Below are 16,211 nucleotides of genomic sequence, written 5' to 3' on the forward strand. Positions count from 1 at the left end.
TGGAACACTCTGTAGAAGGCCGCACCCCACGTCAAGGGGGTGACCGATGACGGTTTCACCAAGGAGACAGCCGCGGGGAGGCCACACCGGCCGGCCCGGAACGAATCGCCTCCGGGCCTGCCGACTGTCTGAAAACTGCTGGTTACGGCAGGGACCGGTGCCGGTAATACGCGGCGGTGGACGGCAGCAGCGGGTCCTTCCCGAGGATGAGGTCGGCCGCCTTTTCCGCGATCATCATGACGGGCGCGTAGATGTTGCCGTTGGTGATGTAGGGCATCACCGACGCGTCGACGACCCGCAGCCCCTCCACCCCGTGCACCCGCATGCTGGCCGGGTCCACGACGGCCATCTCGTCGGTGCCCATCTTGCAGGTGCAGGACGGATGCAGCGCGGTCTCGCCGTCCTTGGCGACCCAGGCGAGGATCTCCTCGTCGGTCTCGACGGAGGGTCCCGGCGAGATCTCCCCGGCGTTGTACGGGGCCATGGCGGGCTGGTTGAGCAGCTCGCGGGCGACCCTGACGGCCTCGACCCACTCGCGGCGGTCCTGCTCGGTGGAGAGGTAGTTGAAGCGCAGCGCGGGGTGCTCGGCCGGGTCCTTGCTCTTGATCTTCACCGAGCCGATGGCATCGGAGTACATGGGCCCGACGTGCACCTGGTAGCCGTGTCCGCCGGCGGGCACGGAGCCGTCGTAGCGGACCGCGATGGGCAGGAAGTGGAACATCAGATTGGGGTAGGGCACGTCCTCGTTGCCGCGGACGAAGCCGCCCGCTTCGAAGTGGTTGGTCGCGGCGGGGCCGGTGCGGAAGAGCCACTGCAGCCCGATGAAGGGGGCGCGCCACTTCGCGAGATACGGCTGCATGGAGACGGGCTGCTTGCAGGCGTACTGGATGTACACCTCCAGGTGGTCCTGGAGGTTCTCGCCGACACCCGGCAGATCGTGTACGACGTCGATGCCGAGCGCGCGCAGTTCCTCGGCGTTGCCGACGCCCGAGAGCTGGAGCAGTTGCGGGGAATTGATCGCGCCCCCGCAGAGGATGATTTCGCGGGCGTACACCCGCTGGGGTCTGCCGCGCCCACGCCGGTACTCGACGCCGACGGCGCGCTTGCCTTCGAAGAGGACGCGGGTGACCAGGGTGCGCGTCCGGACCGTGAGGTTGGGGCGCTTTCGCACGGGCTTGAGGTAGGCCTTGGAGGCCGACAGGCGGCGGCCTCGGTGGACGTTGCGGTCGAACCTGGCGAAACCCTCCTGCCGGTAGCCGTTCACGTCATCGGTGGGGGCGTGGCCCGCCTCCTCGGTGGCCTTCAGGAAGGCCTTGAAGAGCGGGTTGGCCCCAGGGCCGCGTTCCAGGACGAGAGGGCCGTCGTGGCCACGGAACTCGTCGTCCGGGTCGGCGGCCAGACAGTTCTCCATCCGCCGGAAGTACGGCAGGCAGTGCGCGTAGTCCCAGGTCTTCATGCCCGGGTCGGCCGCCCAGCGCTCGTAGTCCATGGGGTTGCCGCGCTGGAAGATCATGCCGTTGATGCTGCTGGAACCACCCAGCACCTTGCCACGCGCGTGGTAGACGCGCCGGCCGCCCATGTGGGGCTCCGGTTCGGACTCGTACTTCCAGTCGTAGAACCGGCTGCCGATCGGGTAGGTCAGTGCCGCGGGCATGTGGATGAAGACGTCCCAGGGGTAGTCGGGCCTGCCCGCCTCCAGAACGAGTACCCGGTTGCCGGGTTCCGCGGAGAGCCGGTTGGCCAGCGCACTGCCGGCCGATCCACCACCGACGATGACGAAGTCGTACTGCAAGTGAGCCATGGGGCCTCGTCTCGCTCGCGCCGTTGAGAATGCGCGGCATGCTAGTACCCGTATCGCCATGCGCACCAGGTTGCGAACAACGCAACTTGCGCGAGGTGGGCGTCAAGCCCGTGACCTGCACCGCTGTCGGCTATGTTTAACGCCCGTATAGTTGCGTTGTGAGCAACTACCATCCAGATACCGAAACGACAACCGCGCCGACCGGTGGGGTGCAGTCCGTCGACCGCGCCATCACCGTGCTGGAGATCCTGGCGCGGCGAGGCGAGGCCGGTGTCAGCGAGGTGGCCGCCGAGATCGACGTCCACAAGTCCACCGCGTTTCGGCTGCTGGGCGCTCTGGAGGGGCGCGGCCTGGTGGAGCAGGCGGGCGAGCGCGGCAAGTACCGCCTCGGTTTCGGCATCGTCCGCCTCGCCGGCGCGGTCACCGGCCGCATCGACATCACCCAGCAGAGCCGCCCGGTCTGCGAGCGTCTCGCCGAGGAGATCGGCGAGACCGTGAACCTCGCCGTGATGCAGGAGCAGTACGCGATCAACCTGTACCAGGTGCGCGGCCCGGGTGCCGTCACGGCGTTCAACTGGGTCGGCCAGCTGACGCCGCTGCACGCCACATCCAGCGGCAAGATCCTGCTGGCCCACATGCCGGCGAAGGAGCGTGCCGCGCTGCTGTCGGCGGCCGGTCTGAAGAAGGTGACCCCCCGCACCCTGACGGCGAAGACCAAGCTCGAGAAGAACCTCGCCGAGGCGCTCGAGCGTGGCTACTCCTGGACCCTGGAGGAGTTCGAGATCGGACTACATGCCATGGCCGCCCCGGTCCGCAACAGGGACGGAGAGGTCATCGCGGCGATCAGCGCCTCCGGACCGGCGTACCGGCTCACCGAGGACCGTATGCACGACCTCGCTCCGGTACTGGTCAAGGGCGCGGACGAGATCAGCCATCGCATGGGCTACCTGGGCTGATCCCGCCGCGCCGCCTTCGACGGCGCCCCGCACACCGGGCGCCGGCCCACCCGTGAACCGCCGCTACTGTGGCCGCCCCCTGCCCAGCCGCTGCTGCACGAAGGTGTGGAACTCGCCGATGTGATGCTCGCTGGGCACGAGAACCCCGCCCTTGGCGTACAGCCGGGAGCTCATCCCGGGCTGACAGCGCTCACACGCGTCGAAGTCCTGCCGGTTGACGCGGTCGAAGAGCTCCACCGACCGGCTGACGTCCTTGCCGCTCTCGACGACGTGCTTGAGGTAGAGCCAGTCGCACTCGACGATGGTGCGATCCACGGCGACCGGGTACATCCGGTGGAAGATCACATGATCGGGCACGAGGTTGATGAAGACCTGCGGCCGGACGGTGATCGCGTAGTAGCGGCGGTCCTGGTCCTCGGTGATACCTGGAATGCGGTCCAGGCCTTCGGAGCCGTCGACGGTGAAGCCCTTGACCTCGGAGCCGAACTCCGCGCCGTGTCCCACGTAGTACTGGGCGGCGTACCCGTCGGCGAATTCGGGGAGGACCTCGGTCAGCTCGGGGTGGATGGTCGCGCAGTGATAGCACTCCATGAAGTTCTCGACGATGAGCTTCCAGTTCGCCTTCACGTCGTAGACGATCCGTCGACCGACTTCGAGGTGGTCGATGTCGTAGTGCTCGATCAACTCGGTGTCGCCCAGGCGCGCGACGACATCCCCCACGACCTCGTCGAAGGGGGGCGGGTTCTCCGCGAGGCACACCCACACGTAGCCGAGCCATTCCCGCGTGGCCACGGCCGCCAGGCCGTACTCGGTGCGGCTGATGTCGGGCATCTTGGTGAGGTTGGGTGCCGCGACGAGTTTGCCCGTCAGGTCGTACGTCCAGGCGTGATAGGGGCATTGGAAGGCGCGTTTGACCTCGCCGCTCTCCGCCGTGCAGAGCTTGGCTCCGCGGTGCCGGCAGACATTGAGGAAGGCGCGTACGGAGTTGTCCCGTGCGCGGGTGATCAGGATGCTCTCGCGGCCCACCTCGACGGTCCGGAAGGCACCGGGCCCGGCGAGGTCGGTGGCGCGCACGGCGCAGAACCACATCGTCTCGAAGATGTGCTCCTGCTCCTGGGCGAAGAGCTCGGGATCCGTGTAGGAGGAGCCGGGAAGGGTGGCGATGAGGCTTTCCGGCAGGCCGGTCGAGGTCACAGTGCACTCCTCGGGGAACGTCGTGGATCGGGCATGCACGCGCCGGGACGAGTGACACCGGACGTCGTCGAGTAAGGAGCAGCGCCGCTTTCGTGCGCGGCAGAGGCTGTGAGAGCGAGGTCTGCGGCCCTGTCAGGGCGTTGTGGCCGCGAGGTGCTTGCGCCAGCGCATGAACAGCTTCGGCTGGTTCATCCCGAGGACGGCGACCGGGTGTCCGGCACGCCGGTAGACGGCCAGGACGTTGCGATCGTCCACGCTGCCCTCCTCGATCGTCACGCTGTCGGCGCGGGCCGCGTAGCCGACGAACTGGATCTTCACACCGTACTGGTCGGACCAGAAGTACGGCGGCCGGGGCAGGCCGGGTTCGGACTCGCCCCAGGACAGCAGAGCGGCGACGGCCGCGTCCGGGCGTTCCCGGGCGCCGGTCCAGTGCTCGACGCGGCGGTGGGCGCCTGCGCGCGGGTCGTACCAGGAGGCGCAGTCGCCGACCGCGACCACCCCGGCCAGGCTGGTACGGCCGTCCGCACCGCACGTGACACCGTCGTCGAGTGCGACGCCGGATCCGGCCAGCCACTCGACACAGGGACGGGCCCCGACACCCACGACGACGATGTCGGCGGGGATGCTCCGGCCGTCCTCCATCAGGACCGCGTCGACGCGCCTCTCGCCGCTCAGCCCCTTGACGCCCACGCCGCACAACAGGCGTACACCGTGGTCCGCGTGGAGGGCGGAGACGATGCGCCCCATGGCCGGGCCGAGCGGTCCGGCCAGTGGTGTGGGCGCCGCCTCGACGATGGTCACGTCCAGGCCGAGGGCGCGGGCGGTGGAGGCGACCTCGGCACCGATGAAGCCGCCGCCGATCACGACCAGGCGTCCACCCTGGGCCAGTTCGTCCCGCAGGGCGCGGGCGTCGTCCAGGGTGCGCAGGGTGTGGACACCGGCCAGTCCGTCCATGCCGGGCAGGGTCCGGGCGGCGGCGCCGGTGGCGATGACGATGCCGTCCGCCCGCACCTCCCTGCCGTCGGCGAGCCGTACCGCGCGGGGCGTGGCGTCGAGTCCGGCGGCGCGGGCTCCGAGGAGCCACTCCGCTTGCAGGTCCTCGCCGTCCGGCTCCAGCGCGAGATCGGCCTCGCCGATGCCGCCGGCCAGGAACTCCTTGGACAGGGGTGGCCTGTCGTACGGGCGATGGGCTTCGTCGCCGATGACGACCAGCCGTCCGTCGTACCCCTGTTTCCGCAGCGAGCGCGCCGCCGACAGACCGGCCAGCGACGCGCCCACCACGGCCACGGTCCTCACGCGACGCCCCCGGCGAGCCGGGCGGCGATGCAGGGAGGCAGGTTCGGGGCTGCCGTGGACAGCCGGACGTAGATCATGCCGTCCTCGACGAAGGCCTCGTGCGTGCGCACCGGGAGCTTGGCCGGCGGGGCGTCGACGGCTCCGGTCTTGAGGTTGAACTTCGAGGCGTGCAGCGGGCATTCGACCTCGCAGCCCTCCAGCCAGCCGTCGGCGAGCGAGGCGTCCTGGTGGGTGCATGTGTCGTCGATGGCGAAGAGTTCGCCGTCATCGGTGTGGAACACCGAGACCGGCGGGTCGATGTCGAGCCTGTGGGCCTCGCCTCGGGGCAGATCCACGAGACGGCACGCGGCAATCATCATGACACCTCGGTGCGTATAGCGAAACGGATTGCGGTGAACGCAACGTCAGTTTGAGGGCGCCCGCGAATCCTTGTCAAGGAGTTCGCGGGACGGTCGACACCTCTCTTTTCTGTTGCTTGATACGCAACGCCCTGCGCCATGAGAAACGCAGGTCAGAGCGGAGCACCTCTCAGGACCGGGGCATCGGCAGCGGCGCCGCCGCGGATTCGAGGCCCCACCGAGCGGTCACCCGCACCGCGTCGGCCGTCGAGGCGACGTCATGGACGCGCACGCACCAGGCGCCCTGCGCGGCGGCCAGGACCGACACCGCCGAGGTGGCCGCGTCCCGCAGGTGCGGCGGCCGGGGCCGCCCCGTCTCCGGGTCCGCCAGCAGATGGCCCAGAAAGGACTTCCGCGCCGCACCCACCAGGACCGGCCGGCCGAGCGCGGCGACCTCCCAGAGGCGGCCGAGCAGCCGCCAGTTGTGCTCGGGGTGCTTGGCGAACCCGAGCCCCGGGTCGACGATGAGACAGTCCACCGGGACCCCGGCGCGCAGGGCCGCGTCGACTCTCGCCCGCAACTCGTGGACCACGTCGGTGACGACGTCGTCGTATACGGCGTTCGCCTGCATCCCCGTGGAGTGCCCTCGCCAGTGCATGAGCACGTAGGGCGTACCGGCCCGCGCCATCAGCGGGAGCATCCCGGGGTCGGCGAGTCCGCCGGAGACGTCGTTGACCAGGGCGGCGCCGGCCTCCATGGCACGGGCGGCGACCTCGGCCCGCATGGTGTCGACGCTGACCGTCGCGCCCGCGGCGGCGAGTTCGCGGACGACCGGCAGCACGCGCCGCAGTTCCTCCTCGACGGCGGGGCGCGCGGCGCCGGGCCGGGTCGACTCGCCACCCACGTCCAGGATGTCCGCGCCCTCGTCGAGCAGCGCGAGGCCGTGCGCGACGGCCCGTTCCGGGTCGAACCACCGCCCGCCGTCGGAGAACGAGTCGGGCGTGACGTTCACGATGCCCATCACCAGGGCCCGGTCGAGGCGGGGCAGACCTCGCGGATGGAGCGCCGAAGCGACCTGGCCGGGCCGGGCGGCGGTGCTCACGCGACTCGGGGCGGGTCGGCGAGGGGGTGTCCGGGAATCACCATGAGACCAGACCTCGTTGCATATAGAGGAACAATGTGCGATTTGAGCAACGAGTGTGAGGACGGCCGCGCGGCACTGTCAAGGGAGGTGGAAGGCCTCGTCCTGGCCATGCGGCCTCGACGCCAGGGTGAGCAGCCGAGAGGCCTTCAGTTCGGTCTCGTCCCACTCCCGCACGGGGTCGGACCCCCAGGTGATGCCGGCACCCGGTCCGAAGCGCAGCACCGGCCCCGCCGGGGTGGCACGGTCGATCCAGAAGGTGCGGATGCCCACGGCCAGTTCACCGGTCCCCCGGTCGGCGTCGACCCAGCCGACGGCACCGCAGTAGGGGCCGCGGGGTGCGGTCTCCAGGACGTCGATGATGCGCATGGCGCTGGATTTGGGCGCGCCGGTCACGGAACCCGGTGGGAAAGTAGCGGCCATCAGCTCGGGCCAGCCCGCGCCCTGCGCCAGTTCCCCGCGCACGGTGGAAACGAGATGCACCAGGCCCGGGTGCCGCTCGACGGCGCACAGGGCCGGAACGGTCACGGATCCGGTGGCGCAGACCCGCCCCAGGTCGTTGCGGACCAGGTCCACGATCATCACGTTCTCGGCATGGTCCTTCTCCAGCAGATCGTCCGCCGTACGGCCCGTTCCTTTGATCGGCCCGGACTCCACGGTCCGGCCGGTGCGTCGCAGGAAGAGTTCGGGCGAGGCGGTGGCCACTTCGACGCCGTGCGCGGGAAGCCGGACCGTACCGGCATAGGGTGCGGGGTTGCCACGGGCGAGCAGCGCGGTCAGCGCGTCGATGTCGGCGGCGGCCGGGTCGGGCAGGGGCGCGGAGAGCACGCGGCAGAGATTGGCCTGGTAGACGTCGCCCGCCGCTATGTGTGCGCGGATACGGCGCACGCCCGCGGTGTAGGCGGTGCGGTCCAGTGACGAGGTCCAGTCGCCGGCGGCAGGGCCCAGCCAGGCGCCGGCCCGCGGAGCGGGCACCTGCGCGGGACGCAGCCTGCCGAACCGCGCGCAGACCAGGCGGCCTTCGAAGTCCGCGACGACCGCCCAGAAGCCGGAGGACTCCAGGGCGGCGGGATCGCTGGTCACCTCGCGCAGATCAGTGGCGACGAGGCCGCCGAAGCGGGCCATCGGGGCGGGAGCGTGCACGGCGGTTCGTCCAGGGGGCCGACGGGGTGGATGGTCCTCGGTCGTGACGGTCGTTCCGGGCAACGACGGCCGGGGGCACGGCCCGGCCCACGACGGTCGGGGCAGGGCCATCGCGGTCGCGGCAGGGCCACCACGGCTGAGGGGAACGGCCACCACGTCGGAGGGGGCAGCCCACGACGGCCGAGGGAACGGCCACGAGGGCCGGGGTCGCGGGCATGCCGGTCAGGTACACGGGCGTACCGACGGGCTCGCGGGCGCGTCGGCCGGGGCGGGTTCTCCTTCGCGGACCTCACCCGCGCGGACACGCGGGCACGCGAACGCCCCGGCCGGCCTGGGTGCGCCCTGTCACCAGCCGCGGGCGGCCCACTCCTCCAGGTGCGGCGCCTCCGCCTCGACGGTCGTCGTCCGACCGTGTCCGGTGTGCACGACCGTCTCGCCCGGGAGGGTCAGCAGCCGGTCACCGATGGAGCCGATGATCGTGCCGAAGTCGCTGTACGAGCGCCCGGTCGCGCCGGGTCCTCCGGCGAACAGCGTGTCCCCGCTGAACAGCGCGCCCAGTTCGGGGGCGTACAGGCACACGGCACCCGGAGCGTGTCCGGGCGTGTGGAGCACACGCAGGCCGATGCCCGCCACCATGAGTTCGTCGCCGTCGGCGAGCGGGCCGTCGGGCCGTCGGGCGGGGTGCACCATCTTCCACAGCACCTCGTCGTCGGGGTGCAGGAGGATGGGCGCGCCAGTGGCCAGAGCGACGTCCGGTGCGGCGCGCACGTGATCGTCGTGGGCGTGGGTGCACACGACAGCCGACAGGCGGCGGTCACCGACGGCCTCCAGGACGGCGTCGGAGTCGTGTGCCGCGTCGATGACGACCACCTCGTCGTCGTCACCGATGATCCAGACGTTGTTGTCGACGTCCCAGGTCCCGCCGTCGAGACTGAACGTCCCGCTGGTGACGAGGTGTTCGATGCGCGGTGCGCCGGCCATCACAGCACCACCACCGAGCGCAGCACGTCGCCGCGGTGCATCTTCTCGAACGCCTCCTCCACATCGCCGAGGCCGATGGTCTCGGAGACGAAGGCGTCCAGATCGAAGCGGCCCCCCAGGTACAGGTCGATGAGGGCCGGGAAGTCGCGCGAGGGCAGGCAGTCGCCGTACCAGCTGGACTTCAGTGAGCCGCCCCGCCCGAAGACGTCGAGCAGAGGCAGCTCCACCTTCATCTCCGGAGTGGGCACGCCGACCAGCACCACGGTGCCGGCCAGATCGCGGGCGTAGAAGGCCTGCCGGTACGTCTCGGGGCGGCCGACCGCCTCCACGACGACGTCCGCGCCGAAGCCGCCCGTCAGCTCGCGCACCGCTTCGACGACGTCGCCCTTGGCCCCGTCGACCGTGTGGGTGGCCCCCATGGCGATGGCCCGGTCCAGCTTGCGCTGGTCGATGTCGACGGCGATGACCTTGCTCGCTCCGGCCAGCCTGGCCCCCGCGACGGCGGCCATGCCGACGCCGCCGCAACCGATGACGGCGACGGAATCGCCCCGGCCGACGGCCCCGGTGTTCACGGCCGCGCCGAAGCCCGCCATGACGCCGCACCCGAGCAGTCCGGCTGCCGCCGCCGGGGCCGCCGGGTCCACCTTGGTGCACTGTCCGGCGGCGACGAGCGTCTTCTCCGCGAAGGCGCCGATGCCGAGTGCCGGTGAGAGCGGGGTGCCGTCGAGCAGCGTCATCGGTTGTGTGGCGTTGTGGGTGGCGAAGCAGTACCAGGGTTTGCCCTTGCTGCACGCCCGGCACTGGCCGCACACCGCACGCCAGTTGAGGATGACGAAGTCGCCGGGCTCCACGCCGGTGACTCCCTCTCCGACCGCCTCGACGCGACCGGCCGCCTCGTGTCCCAGAAGGAAGGGGAAGTCGTCGTTGATCCCGCCCTCGCGGTAGTGGAGATCGGTATGACAGACGCCGCAGGCCTCGACCTTGACCAGCGCCTCACCCGGACCCGGATCCGGGACGACGATCGTTTCCACGGAGACCGGTGCGCCCTTCTTCCGGGCGACGACGGCACGAACCTCGTGAGCCATGAGCTGCTCCTCAAGCGGGATACCCTCGCGAGTGCGTTGCCTCATTCGATACACGCACCGCCATACGCAACCGAGCATCGTGGAGAAGCACGCCGAGGGTCAAGAGGTTGACGCCAACCGTGTCGACTCGGCCGGCTCCGCCGGAACGACCTCCCGACCGCCCACGTGACCTCTCGGCCGGTGGCGGGTTCTCGGGCTGCCGACGGTGTGGCTGAGAATGGTCTATCGCGGGTGTGACAGGTGATGCTTGGTACCGATGCCACGGATGCGGCGCTTGGTTGTGCTGGTCCGGGGGCTGAACCTGATCGGCAGTGCAAATCTGAGAGGGCGGCGGGGCGTGGAGTTGCTGGACGGGTCGGATCCGGAAGCTGTCGGTGGTTATCCACTGCTGGCGCGCCTCGGTGAAGGTGGAATGGGGCGGGTGTATCTGTCCCGGACGGTGTCGGGGCGGCCGCTGGCGCTCAAGACGGTGCGTGCCGAGTTCGGACGGGGACCGGGGTTCGAGGAGCGGTTCGCGCGGGAAATCCGTAACAGCGACCGGGTGCGCTCGCCCTGGACGCCTGCGGTGGTGGACTACAGCCCGGCGGGGCAGCGCCCGCAGTGGCTCGCCACCGAGTACGTGGCAGCGCCGTCCCTGGCGGAGTGGGTGCGGCAGTACGGCCGGCTGTCCGAGCAGTGCGTCCTGGCACTGGCGGCCGAGCTTTTCGGGGCGCTGGCAGCGGTACACGGGGCGGGGCTGGCCCACCGGGATGTCAAGCCGTCCAATGTGCTGTTGGGCCGCCGTAGTCCTCTGCTCATCGATTTCGGGATCGCGCGCGCGAGGGAGGACTCGCGTCACACGAGGACCGGCGGTGTGATCGGTTCTCCCGGCTATCTGGCGCCGGAACAGGTGAGTGCCGGGGAATCGGGTACACCGGGCGACGTCTTCTCGCTGGCTGCGGTACTGGTGTACGCGGCCACCGGACGGGGCCCGTTTTCCAGCCCGAACGACGAGTTCTCGCCTGCGGTGCTGCTCTACCGCATCGTGCATCAGGAGCCGAACCTCGACGGCGTTCCGGCGGCCCTGGTCCCGCTCCTGCGGTCCTGTCTGGCCAAGGACCCCGAGCAGCGGGCCACGCTCGACACCGTCAGTGTGCTGCTGGAACGCATGGGCGGCCGGTGCGGTACCTGGCCGCAGTCAATGCCCGAAGGGCTGGAGAGAGAGCTCGCCGTGCGGGAGGAGGAGGCGCAAGCGTTGATCTCCGCAACAGTGCAACCGCCGTCTGTGGCGGCTGTGTCACGTGAGCCCGAAGACGGCCCGGCTTCCGCCGACGCACAGACCGCCGTCCTGCCGCCTGTCGGCGCCGTTCGGCGGTGGGTGTCCGGCCGTACCGGCCGGGCGGTCGCCGGAACCATGGCGGTGGCCTTGATGGCCGCGGCGGGCACGTTCCTCGTGCGGCATTTCTCCGGTGATGACGCCTCCGACGGGACGTCCTCGCCGTCATCCACTGCCAGATCGCTTCCCGAGGCCTGGGCAGGTACATGGGTCGGCACCGGGCCGGGCAATCCCACTTCTGACGGCTCCACTGAGCCCCGCACCGACCGGTTCACCGTCACTTTGACTCTCCACGCGGCACAACGAGGTGAGCCGGCGGGCAAGCAGGTCAGCAGGGTGACCGAAGTGGACACCAAACTTGAGCTGGGATGCACCGAGACCCTGCGACTACAGGAGATACGCAGGGACTCGCTGGTCCTCAAGGCGGTCACCAGTCACCCCACCGAACAGTCGGCCGAGGTCCCCTGCCCCAACGGCACTACCTACGTCGTCACGATGACCGGCCGAGACACCCTGGGCTTGCGCGACGACCGTGACCAGTCCGCCGGGGCGCCGTCCACCCTCACCCGGCGCTGACGGCCGCGCCCGCCGGCACGGCGATGCCGAGCCTTCCCATCCAGCGCCGGGTTCGCTGAGGTCGTGACGCTCCGTCGCCTCCGCCCTCCGGTACGGACTCTTGGCTGCGACCTCTGAATGGCGCCGCGTCGCCGTCCTGATGTCCGACCAGGACTGGCCGGTACACCCCGGAGCGCCGACGCCCAGGGCAGCAGGCGGGCGGCGCGGGAGCGGGAGGCGCGGAGGGGCGCCGGGCCTGCCCCCACCTCCGCCGTGCGCCGGCCAGTCGGGCCCTGCCGGAGGCCGGGTCCCGGGGCCCGGCCTCCGGCAGGGCCTGTTCAGCGGTCTCATCGCCGGCGGCTGGCATACCTGTTCCGTCACGATGCGCATGGATGTCGACCACCACGCCAGCAAGGTGGCCGGCCCGGCCTCCCCCGGCATCGACGAACTGCGCCGGGTCCAACCGTCAGACCCGGCGAGAGTCTGTCCCTGCGGGCAACGGTCCAGGACGCCCGAGTCTCGCGCTCCAGCCGGATCGCGGTCTCGTCACCACCGGCGTCGAGGTCCTCAACCAGCACGGCCAGACGGTGCTGACCATGAGCGCCATGAACCTCTTCCTGCGCCGCCAGGTCATCAGCAGGCCAGGCTGACGGTGCGCTGCCGCCGCCCTCCACGTACACCGGTGCAGCGCACCAGGCACTGCCTGGACGCTTTCACCGGTACCCGGAGGTCCCGCCGGGTGGAGCAATCGCGGCAGGGCTCCACCCGGCGATTTCACAACCGTTACAGTGGTGCCGACCGTGTCCACCGCGTCGGAGCCGACCTTGCCGAACCTGGCCAACCTCGAGGAGATCTTCTCCGACGAGGGTGACGGCGCCGCCGGACCCGTGCGGTCGCCCGGCTGGCAGAGCAGCGTCTCGCCGCAGGGACTCGCGGTGACTTTGATCGCCGACTACACGTTCCCCGGTCGGGCCTGGTTGCCGTCGGCGGCGATCGTGGCATTGCTCGGCGAGTTCCAGGTGACCGCGGGCGCCGCCCGTACGACGATCAGCAGGCTGATGCGCCGAGGGGTTCTGGAGAGCAGCCGGCACGGGCGGTACAGCTCCTACCGGCTGACGTCGCAGGCCGCCGTCGACCTGTGGAGCGGCGCCAGCTCGATCGCCACGTTCACCACTCAACCCGACTCGTGGGACGGACAGTGGACACTGATCGCCTTCTCCGTCCCGGAACAGGAGAGCGCGCGGCGGCGCGCGCTGCGCACAGCGCTGCGTTGGCGCGGATTCGCGCCGCTGTACGACGCGCTCTGGGTGTCGCCGCACCCCCTGACCCCCAAGGGACGGATCGAGGTGGCAGACCTGGCGCGGGGAGCGGTGACCGTGTTCCGCGCCCGGCAGGAGGATCTGGACACGGAGGCTGACCGCAACCCGGTCCAGGCCTGGGACCTGGCCGGCATCGCCGAGCACTACCAGGCTTTCATCAGCCGTTGGAGCGGCTTGCTTCCACACATCAGCGCCGACGACGTCACCGGCGCCGACGCGGTGCGCGCCCGGACCGAGGTCATGCACGCCTACCGGCACTTCCCCATCCTGGACCCGTTGCTCCCCATCGGGCTGCTGCCGCCCGGCTGGCCCCGGTCACGGGCACGGGAAGTCTGCGTCGCGGTGTACGACGGTCTCCTCCAGCCGGCCCAGGACCATGTCCGCGCTGTGGTGACCCGATGCGCGGAGGGGCCGCATCTCGACATCAGGGCCCATACGATCGCCGGCATGAGTGCGGGCATCGGCCACGGCTGACGACGGACCGCCGCGAGCGTGACCGGGCGGGCCGCGGGGACAGCACACAGCGCCTCCCGCCCTGCGATCTGTCGAATGCGCGTCGAAGGCAACAGAGTTGGGCTCCGATGATTGACAGATCGGCACCCGATCGGGACTCTGACTGTTGCGAGACCCCATGGGAACGCTCCCAGAAGCGCCCGGCCTACAACGAGGGGAAGGAGATGCACCTCTGCGACGCTTCCGCGGAATTCCCGTCTCCCTGTCAGATGGGCGGGCGGGTGAGTCGCGAAGGGCTTTCGCCATGATCGAGCCACCGGTCGGCCGGTGTTGAGCGGCTCGTCGTGTCTCAGCTCGCAAGACCACGCCACCTTCATCACCGCCACGGTCGCTGCCACGGGCAAGACCGGTACGTCCGCCCCGTGCGCGATACGCCGACCTGACCACCCCCCACGGCCACTCCCCCACCACCTCGGTCAGCGTCACCGCCGCAGCATCGCCGATGGCTCTTCCCGGCACCCGACCGAGCGGCGCTCCGCCCCCCCCCACCAGGAGTCATCATGACCATGCAACGACGTGGCTTCCCGAGCCTGAGCACAGCCGGAGCCGCGAGCGCAGGCATGTCCTTGGCCGCCAACGCCCCCGTCGCCCAGGCGGTCTTCCCGGTCTGCGAGTTCATGCACGGCTTCAGCAGCAGCCCGCAGAAGTCCCTGGCGATCATCCGCCCCTGGCCGAGGAGGGGCTCATCGCCCCCGCCCCCCACTTCGCCAGCCTCAGCGGCCAACACGTCTACAACGGCAACCAGTCCAAGGACGTCTCCCATGTCCTGCGTGGACATGGCCCACCCAAGCCCGTCGGTCCGCGCGAAGATCCTGTTCATGCACGGCGACCGGGACGGAACGTGCCCCCTCTCCTCCGCCCGTCAGGCATATCGGGAACTGCCCGCCACCAAGGCGTTCCTCCCCTTCCGCGGCGCCGGCCCGCGGTGGAGTCCGTACGGCGACACCGCGGCCCGCGACCGCCTTCGCGCCGACGCCACCTCCAGCACAACCACCTGGGAATCCATCCTCAGCCGAGGAGCAACCACGCCCGGCCCTCATCCACAGCACGGGCGCTTCGCCGTTCCGGCCGCTTCCCGGACGCCTGCGAGGTAAGGCGATGTGACTGTGCACGTTCCCAGGCCTGGCCGCGGGAACATCACCGCCGAACATCCGGTGCGGCTCCGGCCGCTCGCACTCAGACAGACAGGTCCCCTTGGGGGCAGACACCCTCAAGGCTGGAGGAGAGGAACGCTCATGGTTACACCAGCAGGGAAGATCAGAGCCGTTTTCCTTGCCGTCCTGATGACGGTTGCCGCATCCGTGTACGGCGCGGCACATCAGGCATCGGCCGACACCGTGGCACAGTCGAGCGCTTCGCAGATCGTGGCCGACATGGGCGCGGGATGGAATCTGGGGAACCAACTCGAAGCCACCACCAACGGATACCCCAGCGAAACGGCATGGGGTCAGCCGGCCGTAACGCAAGCTCTCATCGACAAAGTGAGGGCGGCAGGGTTCAAGACGATCCGGATACCGGTCTCCTACCTGGGAAGCATAGGCCCCGGCCCGGATTACACGATCAATCCCTCCTGGCTGAACCGAATCCAAGAAGTCGTCAACTACGCCTACAACAGGGGCCTGCATGTGATGATCAACATGCACGGCGACGGATACAAGACCATCAACGGCTCCTGGCTGATCTGCGATTCACCCTCCCAAACGACGATCAAGGCCAAGTATCAGAAAGCTTGGCAGCAAATTGCGAACCGGTTCAAGAACTACGACCAGCGCCTGATCCTGGAGTCCATGAACGAGGAGTTTGACGGGCAGTACGGCAACCCGACCCAACCGTGCTACTCGAACATCAACAGCTACAACCAGATCTTCGTGGACACCGTGCGGAAAACCGGCGGAAACAACAGTTCAAGGTGGCTGCTCGTTCCCGGCTGGAACACGAACATCGATTACACAGCAGGGAACTACGGCTTCACGCTTCCGTCCGACCAGTATCGATCCCCTTCCATTCCCGCCAACGAGCGGCGCATCATGATCTCCGTTCACCACTACAGCCCGTGGGACTTCGCCGGAGAGGAAAGCGGCACCATCACGCAGTGGGGACGAGCGGCGACCAATCCATCGCGAACGTCGACCTGGGGACAGGAAGACTACCTGGACGCGCAGCTCAAGAAGATGTACGACACATTCGTCACGAAGGGGTATCCGGTAGTCGTCGGCGAGTACGGCGCGATCGACAAGTCGTCGTTCGATTCGTCGAACAACAGGTATCGCGCGGACTTCGCACGGGCCGTCACGGCCACCGCCAAGAAATACGGGGCGGCCACCGTCTACTGGGACAATGGCACAACCGAACGGTACGGGTTCGGACTCTTCAACCGGCGCTCCCTCACGGTGACCCAGCAGGGCATCATCAACGCCATCATGAGCGGCGTCGGCAGCCGTGCTGCCGGCCAGAGCCTTCCGTCCGGCGCATAGCAGGACCAGAGACTCGGCGACGGGTACCGGGCTGCGCTGCAGCCGCTTCGTCCTGTGAGCCATGAGTCCCACATCGCCGCTCGTGAGCAGCGATGTGTGC

General features: G+C 69.5%; 12 protein-coding genes. 4 read left to right on the forward strand and 8 right to left on the reverse strand.

The window, feature by feature from the left end; genetic code table 11:
- Nucleotides 1-142 precede the first annotated feature (142 nt).
- Nucleotides 143-1,801, reverse strand: coding sequence for a choline dehydrogenase (betA, locus tag ACFY9E_RS19780; protein ID WP_390985480.1), 1,659 nt, complete (start codon nucleotides 1,799-1,801; stop codon nucleotides 143-145).
- Between the two features lie 209 nt (nucleotides 1,802-2,010).
- Here betA and ACFY9E_RS19785 point away from each other — a divergent pair, with 209 nt between their 5' ends.
- Nucleotides 2,011-2,757, forward strand: coding sequence for an IclR family transcriptional regulator C-terminal domain-containing protein (locus ACFY9E_RS19785; RefSeq protein ID WP_390986597.1), 747 nt, complete (start codon nucleotides 2,011-2,013; stop codon nucleotides 2,755-2,757).
- Nucleotides 2,758-2,820: 63 nt separating this feature from the next.
- Here ACFY9E_RS19785 and ACFY9E_RS19790 read toward each other — a convergent pair whose 3' ends face one another.
- From ACFY9E_RS19790 to ACFY9E_RS19820, 7 genes are all read right to left on the reverse strand, one after another.
- Nucleotides 2,821-3,951: an SRPBCC family protein gene (locus tag ACFY9E_RS19790; protein WP_390985483.1), complete on the reverse strand. Its 1,131-nt coding sequence runs from the start codon at nucleotides 3,949-3,951 to the stop codon at nucleotides 2,821-2,823.
- Nucleotides 3,952-4,083: 132 nt separating this feature from the next.
- Nucleotides 4,084-5,247, reverse strand: coding sequence for an FAD-dependent oxidoreductase (locus ACFY9E_RS19795; RefSeq protein WP_390985486.1), 1,164 nt, complete (start codon nucleotides 5,245-5,247; stop codon nucleotides 4,084-4,086).
- Nucleotides 5,244-5,606 (reverse strand): bifunctional 3-phenylpropionate/cinnamic acid dioxygenase ferredoxin subunit, encoded by a 363-nt coding sequence (locus tag ACFY9E_RS19800; RefSeq protein WP_390985489.1) that lies wholly within the window; start codon nucleotides 5,604-5,606, stop codon nucleotides 5,244-5,246. Before ACFY9E_RS19800 ends, ACFY9E_RS19795 begins: the two co-directional genes overlap by 4 nt.
- 169 nt (nucleotides 5,607-5,775) lie before the next feature.
- Nucleotides 5,776-6,606: a dihydropteroate synthase gene (folP, locus tag ACFY9E_RS19805; RefSeq protein ID WP_390986599.1), complete on the reverse strand. Its 831-nt coding sequence runs from the start codon at nucleotides 6,604-6,606 to the stop codon at nucleotides 5,776-5,778.
- A gap of 201 nt (nucleotides 6,607-6,807) precedes the next feature.
- Complete coding sequence (locus ACFY9E_RS19810; RefSeq protein ID WP_390985491.1) at nucleotides 6,808-7,869, reverse strand: chorismate-binding protein; 1,062 nt, start codon at nucleotides 7,867-7,869, stop codon at nucleotides 6,808-6,810.
- A gap of 345 nt (nucleotides 7,870-8,214) precedes the next feature.
- Complete coding sequence (locus ACFY9E_RS19815) at nucleotides 8,215-8,850, reverse strand: MBL fold metallo-hydrolase (RefSeq protein WP_390985494.1); 636 nt, start codon at nucleotides 8,848-8,850, stop codon at nucleotides 8,215-8,217.
- Nucleotides 8,850-9,935: an S-(hydroxymethyl)mycothiol dehydrogenase gene (locus ACFY9E_RS19820; protein WP_390985497.1), complete on the reverse strand. Its 1,086-nt coding sequence runs from the start codon at nucleotides 9,933-9,935 to the stop codon at nucleotides 8,850-8,852. The genes ACFY9E_RS19815 and ACFY9E_RS19820 overlap by 1 nt, the downstream gene beginning before the upstream one ends.
- A gap of 280 nt (nucleotides 9,936-10,215) precedes the next feature.
- Here ACFY9E_RS19820 and ACFY9E_RS19825 point away from each other — a divergent pair, with 280 nt between their 5' ends.
- The 3 genes from ACFY9E_RS19825 (at nucleotide 10,216) to ACFY9E_RS19835 (ending at nucleotide 16,111) form a co-directional block, all read left to right on the forward strand.
- Nucleotides 10,216-11,826 (forward strand): protein kinase, encoded by a 1,611-nt coding sequence (locus tag ACFY9E_RS19825; RefSeq protein ID WP_390986602.1) that lies wholly within the window; start codon nucleotides 10,216-10,218, stop codon nucleotides 11,824-11,826.
- Nucleotides 11,827-12,605: 779 nt separating this feature from the next.
- The gene (locus ACFY9E_RS19830; protein WP_390985500.1) at nucleotides 12,606-13,598 is read left to right on the forward strand and encodes a PaaX family transcriptional regulator C-terminal domain-containing protein; all 993 of its coding nucleotides are present in this window, start codon (nucleotides 12,606-12,608) and stop codon (nucleotides 13,596-13,598) included.
- 1,274 nt (nucleotides 13,599-14,872) lie between these two features.
- The gene (locus ACFY9E_RS19835) at nucleotides 14,873-16,111 is read left to right on the forward strand and encodes a cellulase family glycosylhydrolase (RefSeq protein WP_390985502.1); all 1,239 of its coding nucleotides are present in this window, start codon (nucleotides 14,873-14,875) and stop codon (nucleotides 16,109-16,111) included.
- Nucleotides 16,112-16,211 lie beyond the last annotated feature (100 nt).

This window comes from Streptomyces sp. NPDC012466, from assembly GCF_042955215.1.
In the GTDB taxonomy this organism is placed as follows: domain Bacteria; phylum Actinomycetota; class Actinomycetes; order Streptomycetales; family Streptomycetaceae; genus Streptomyces.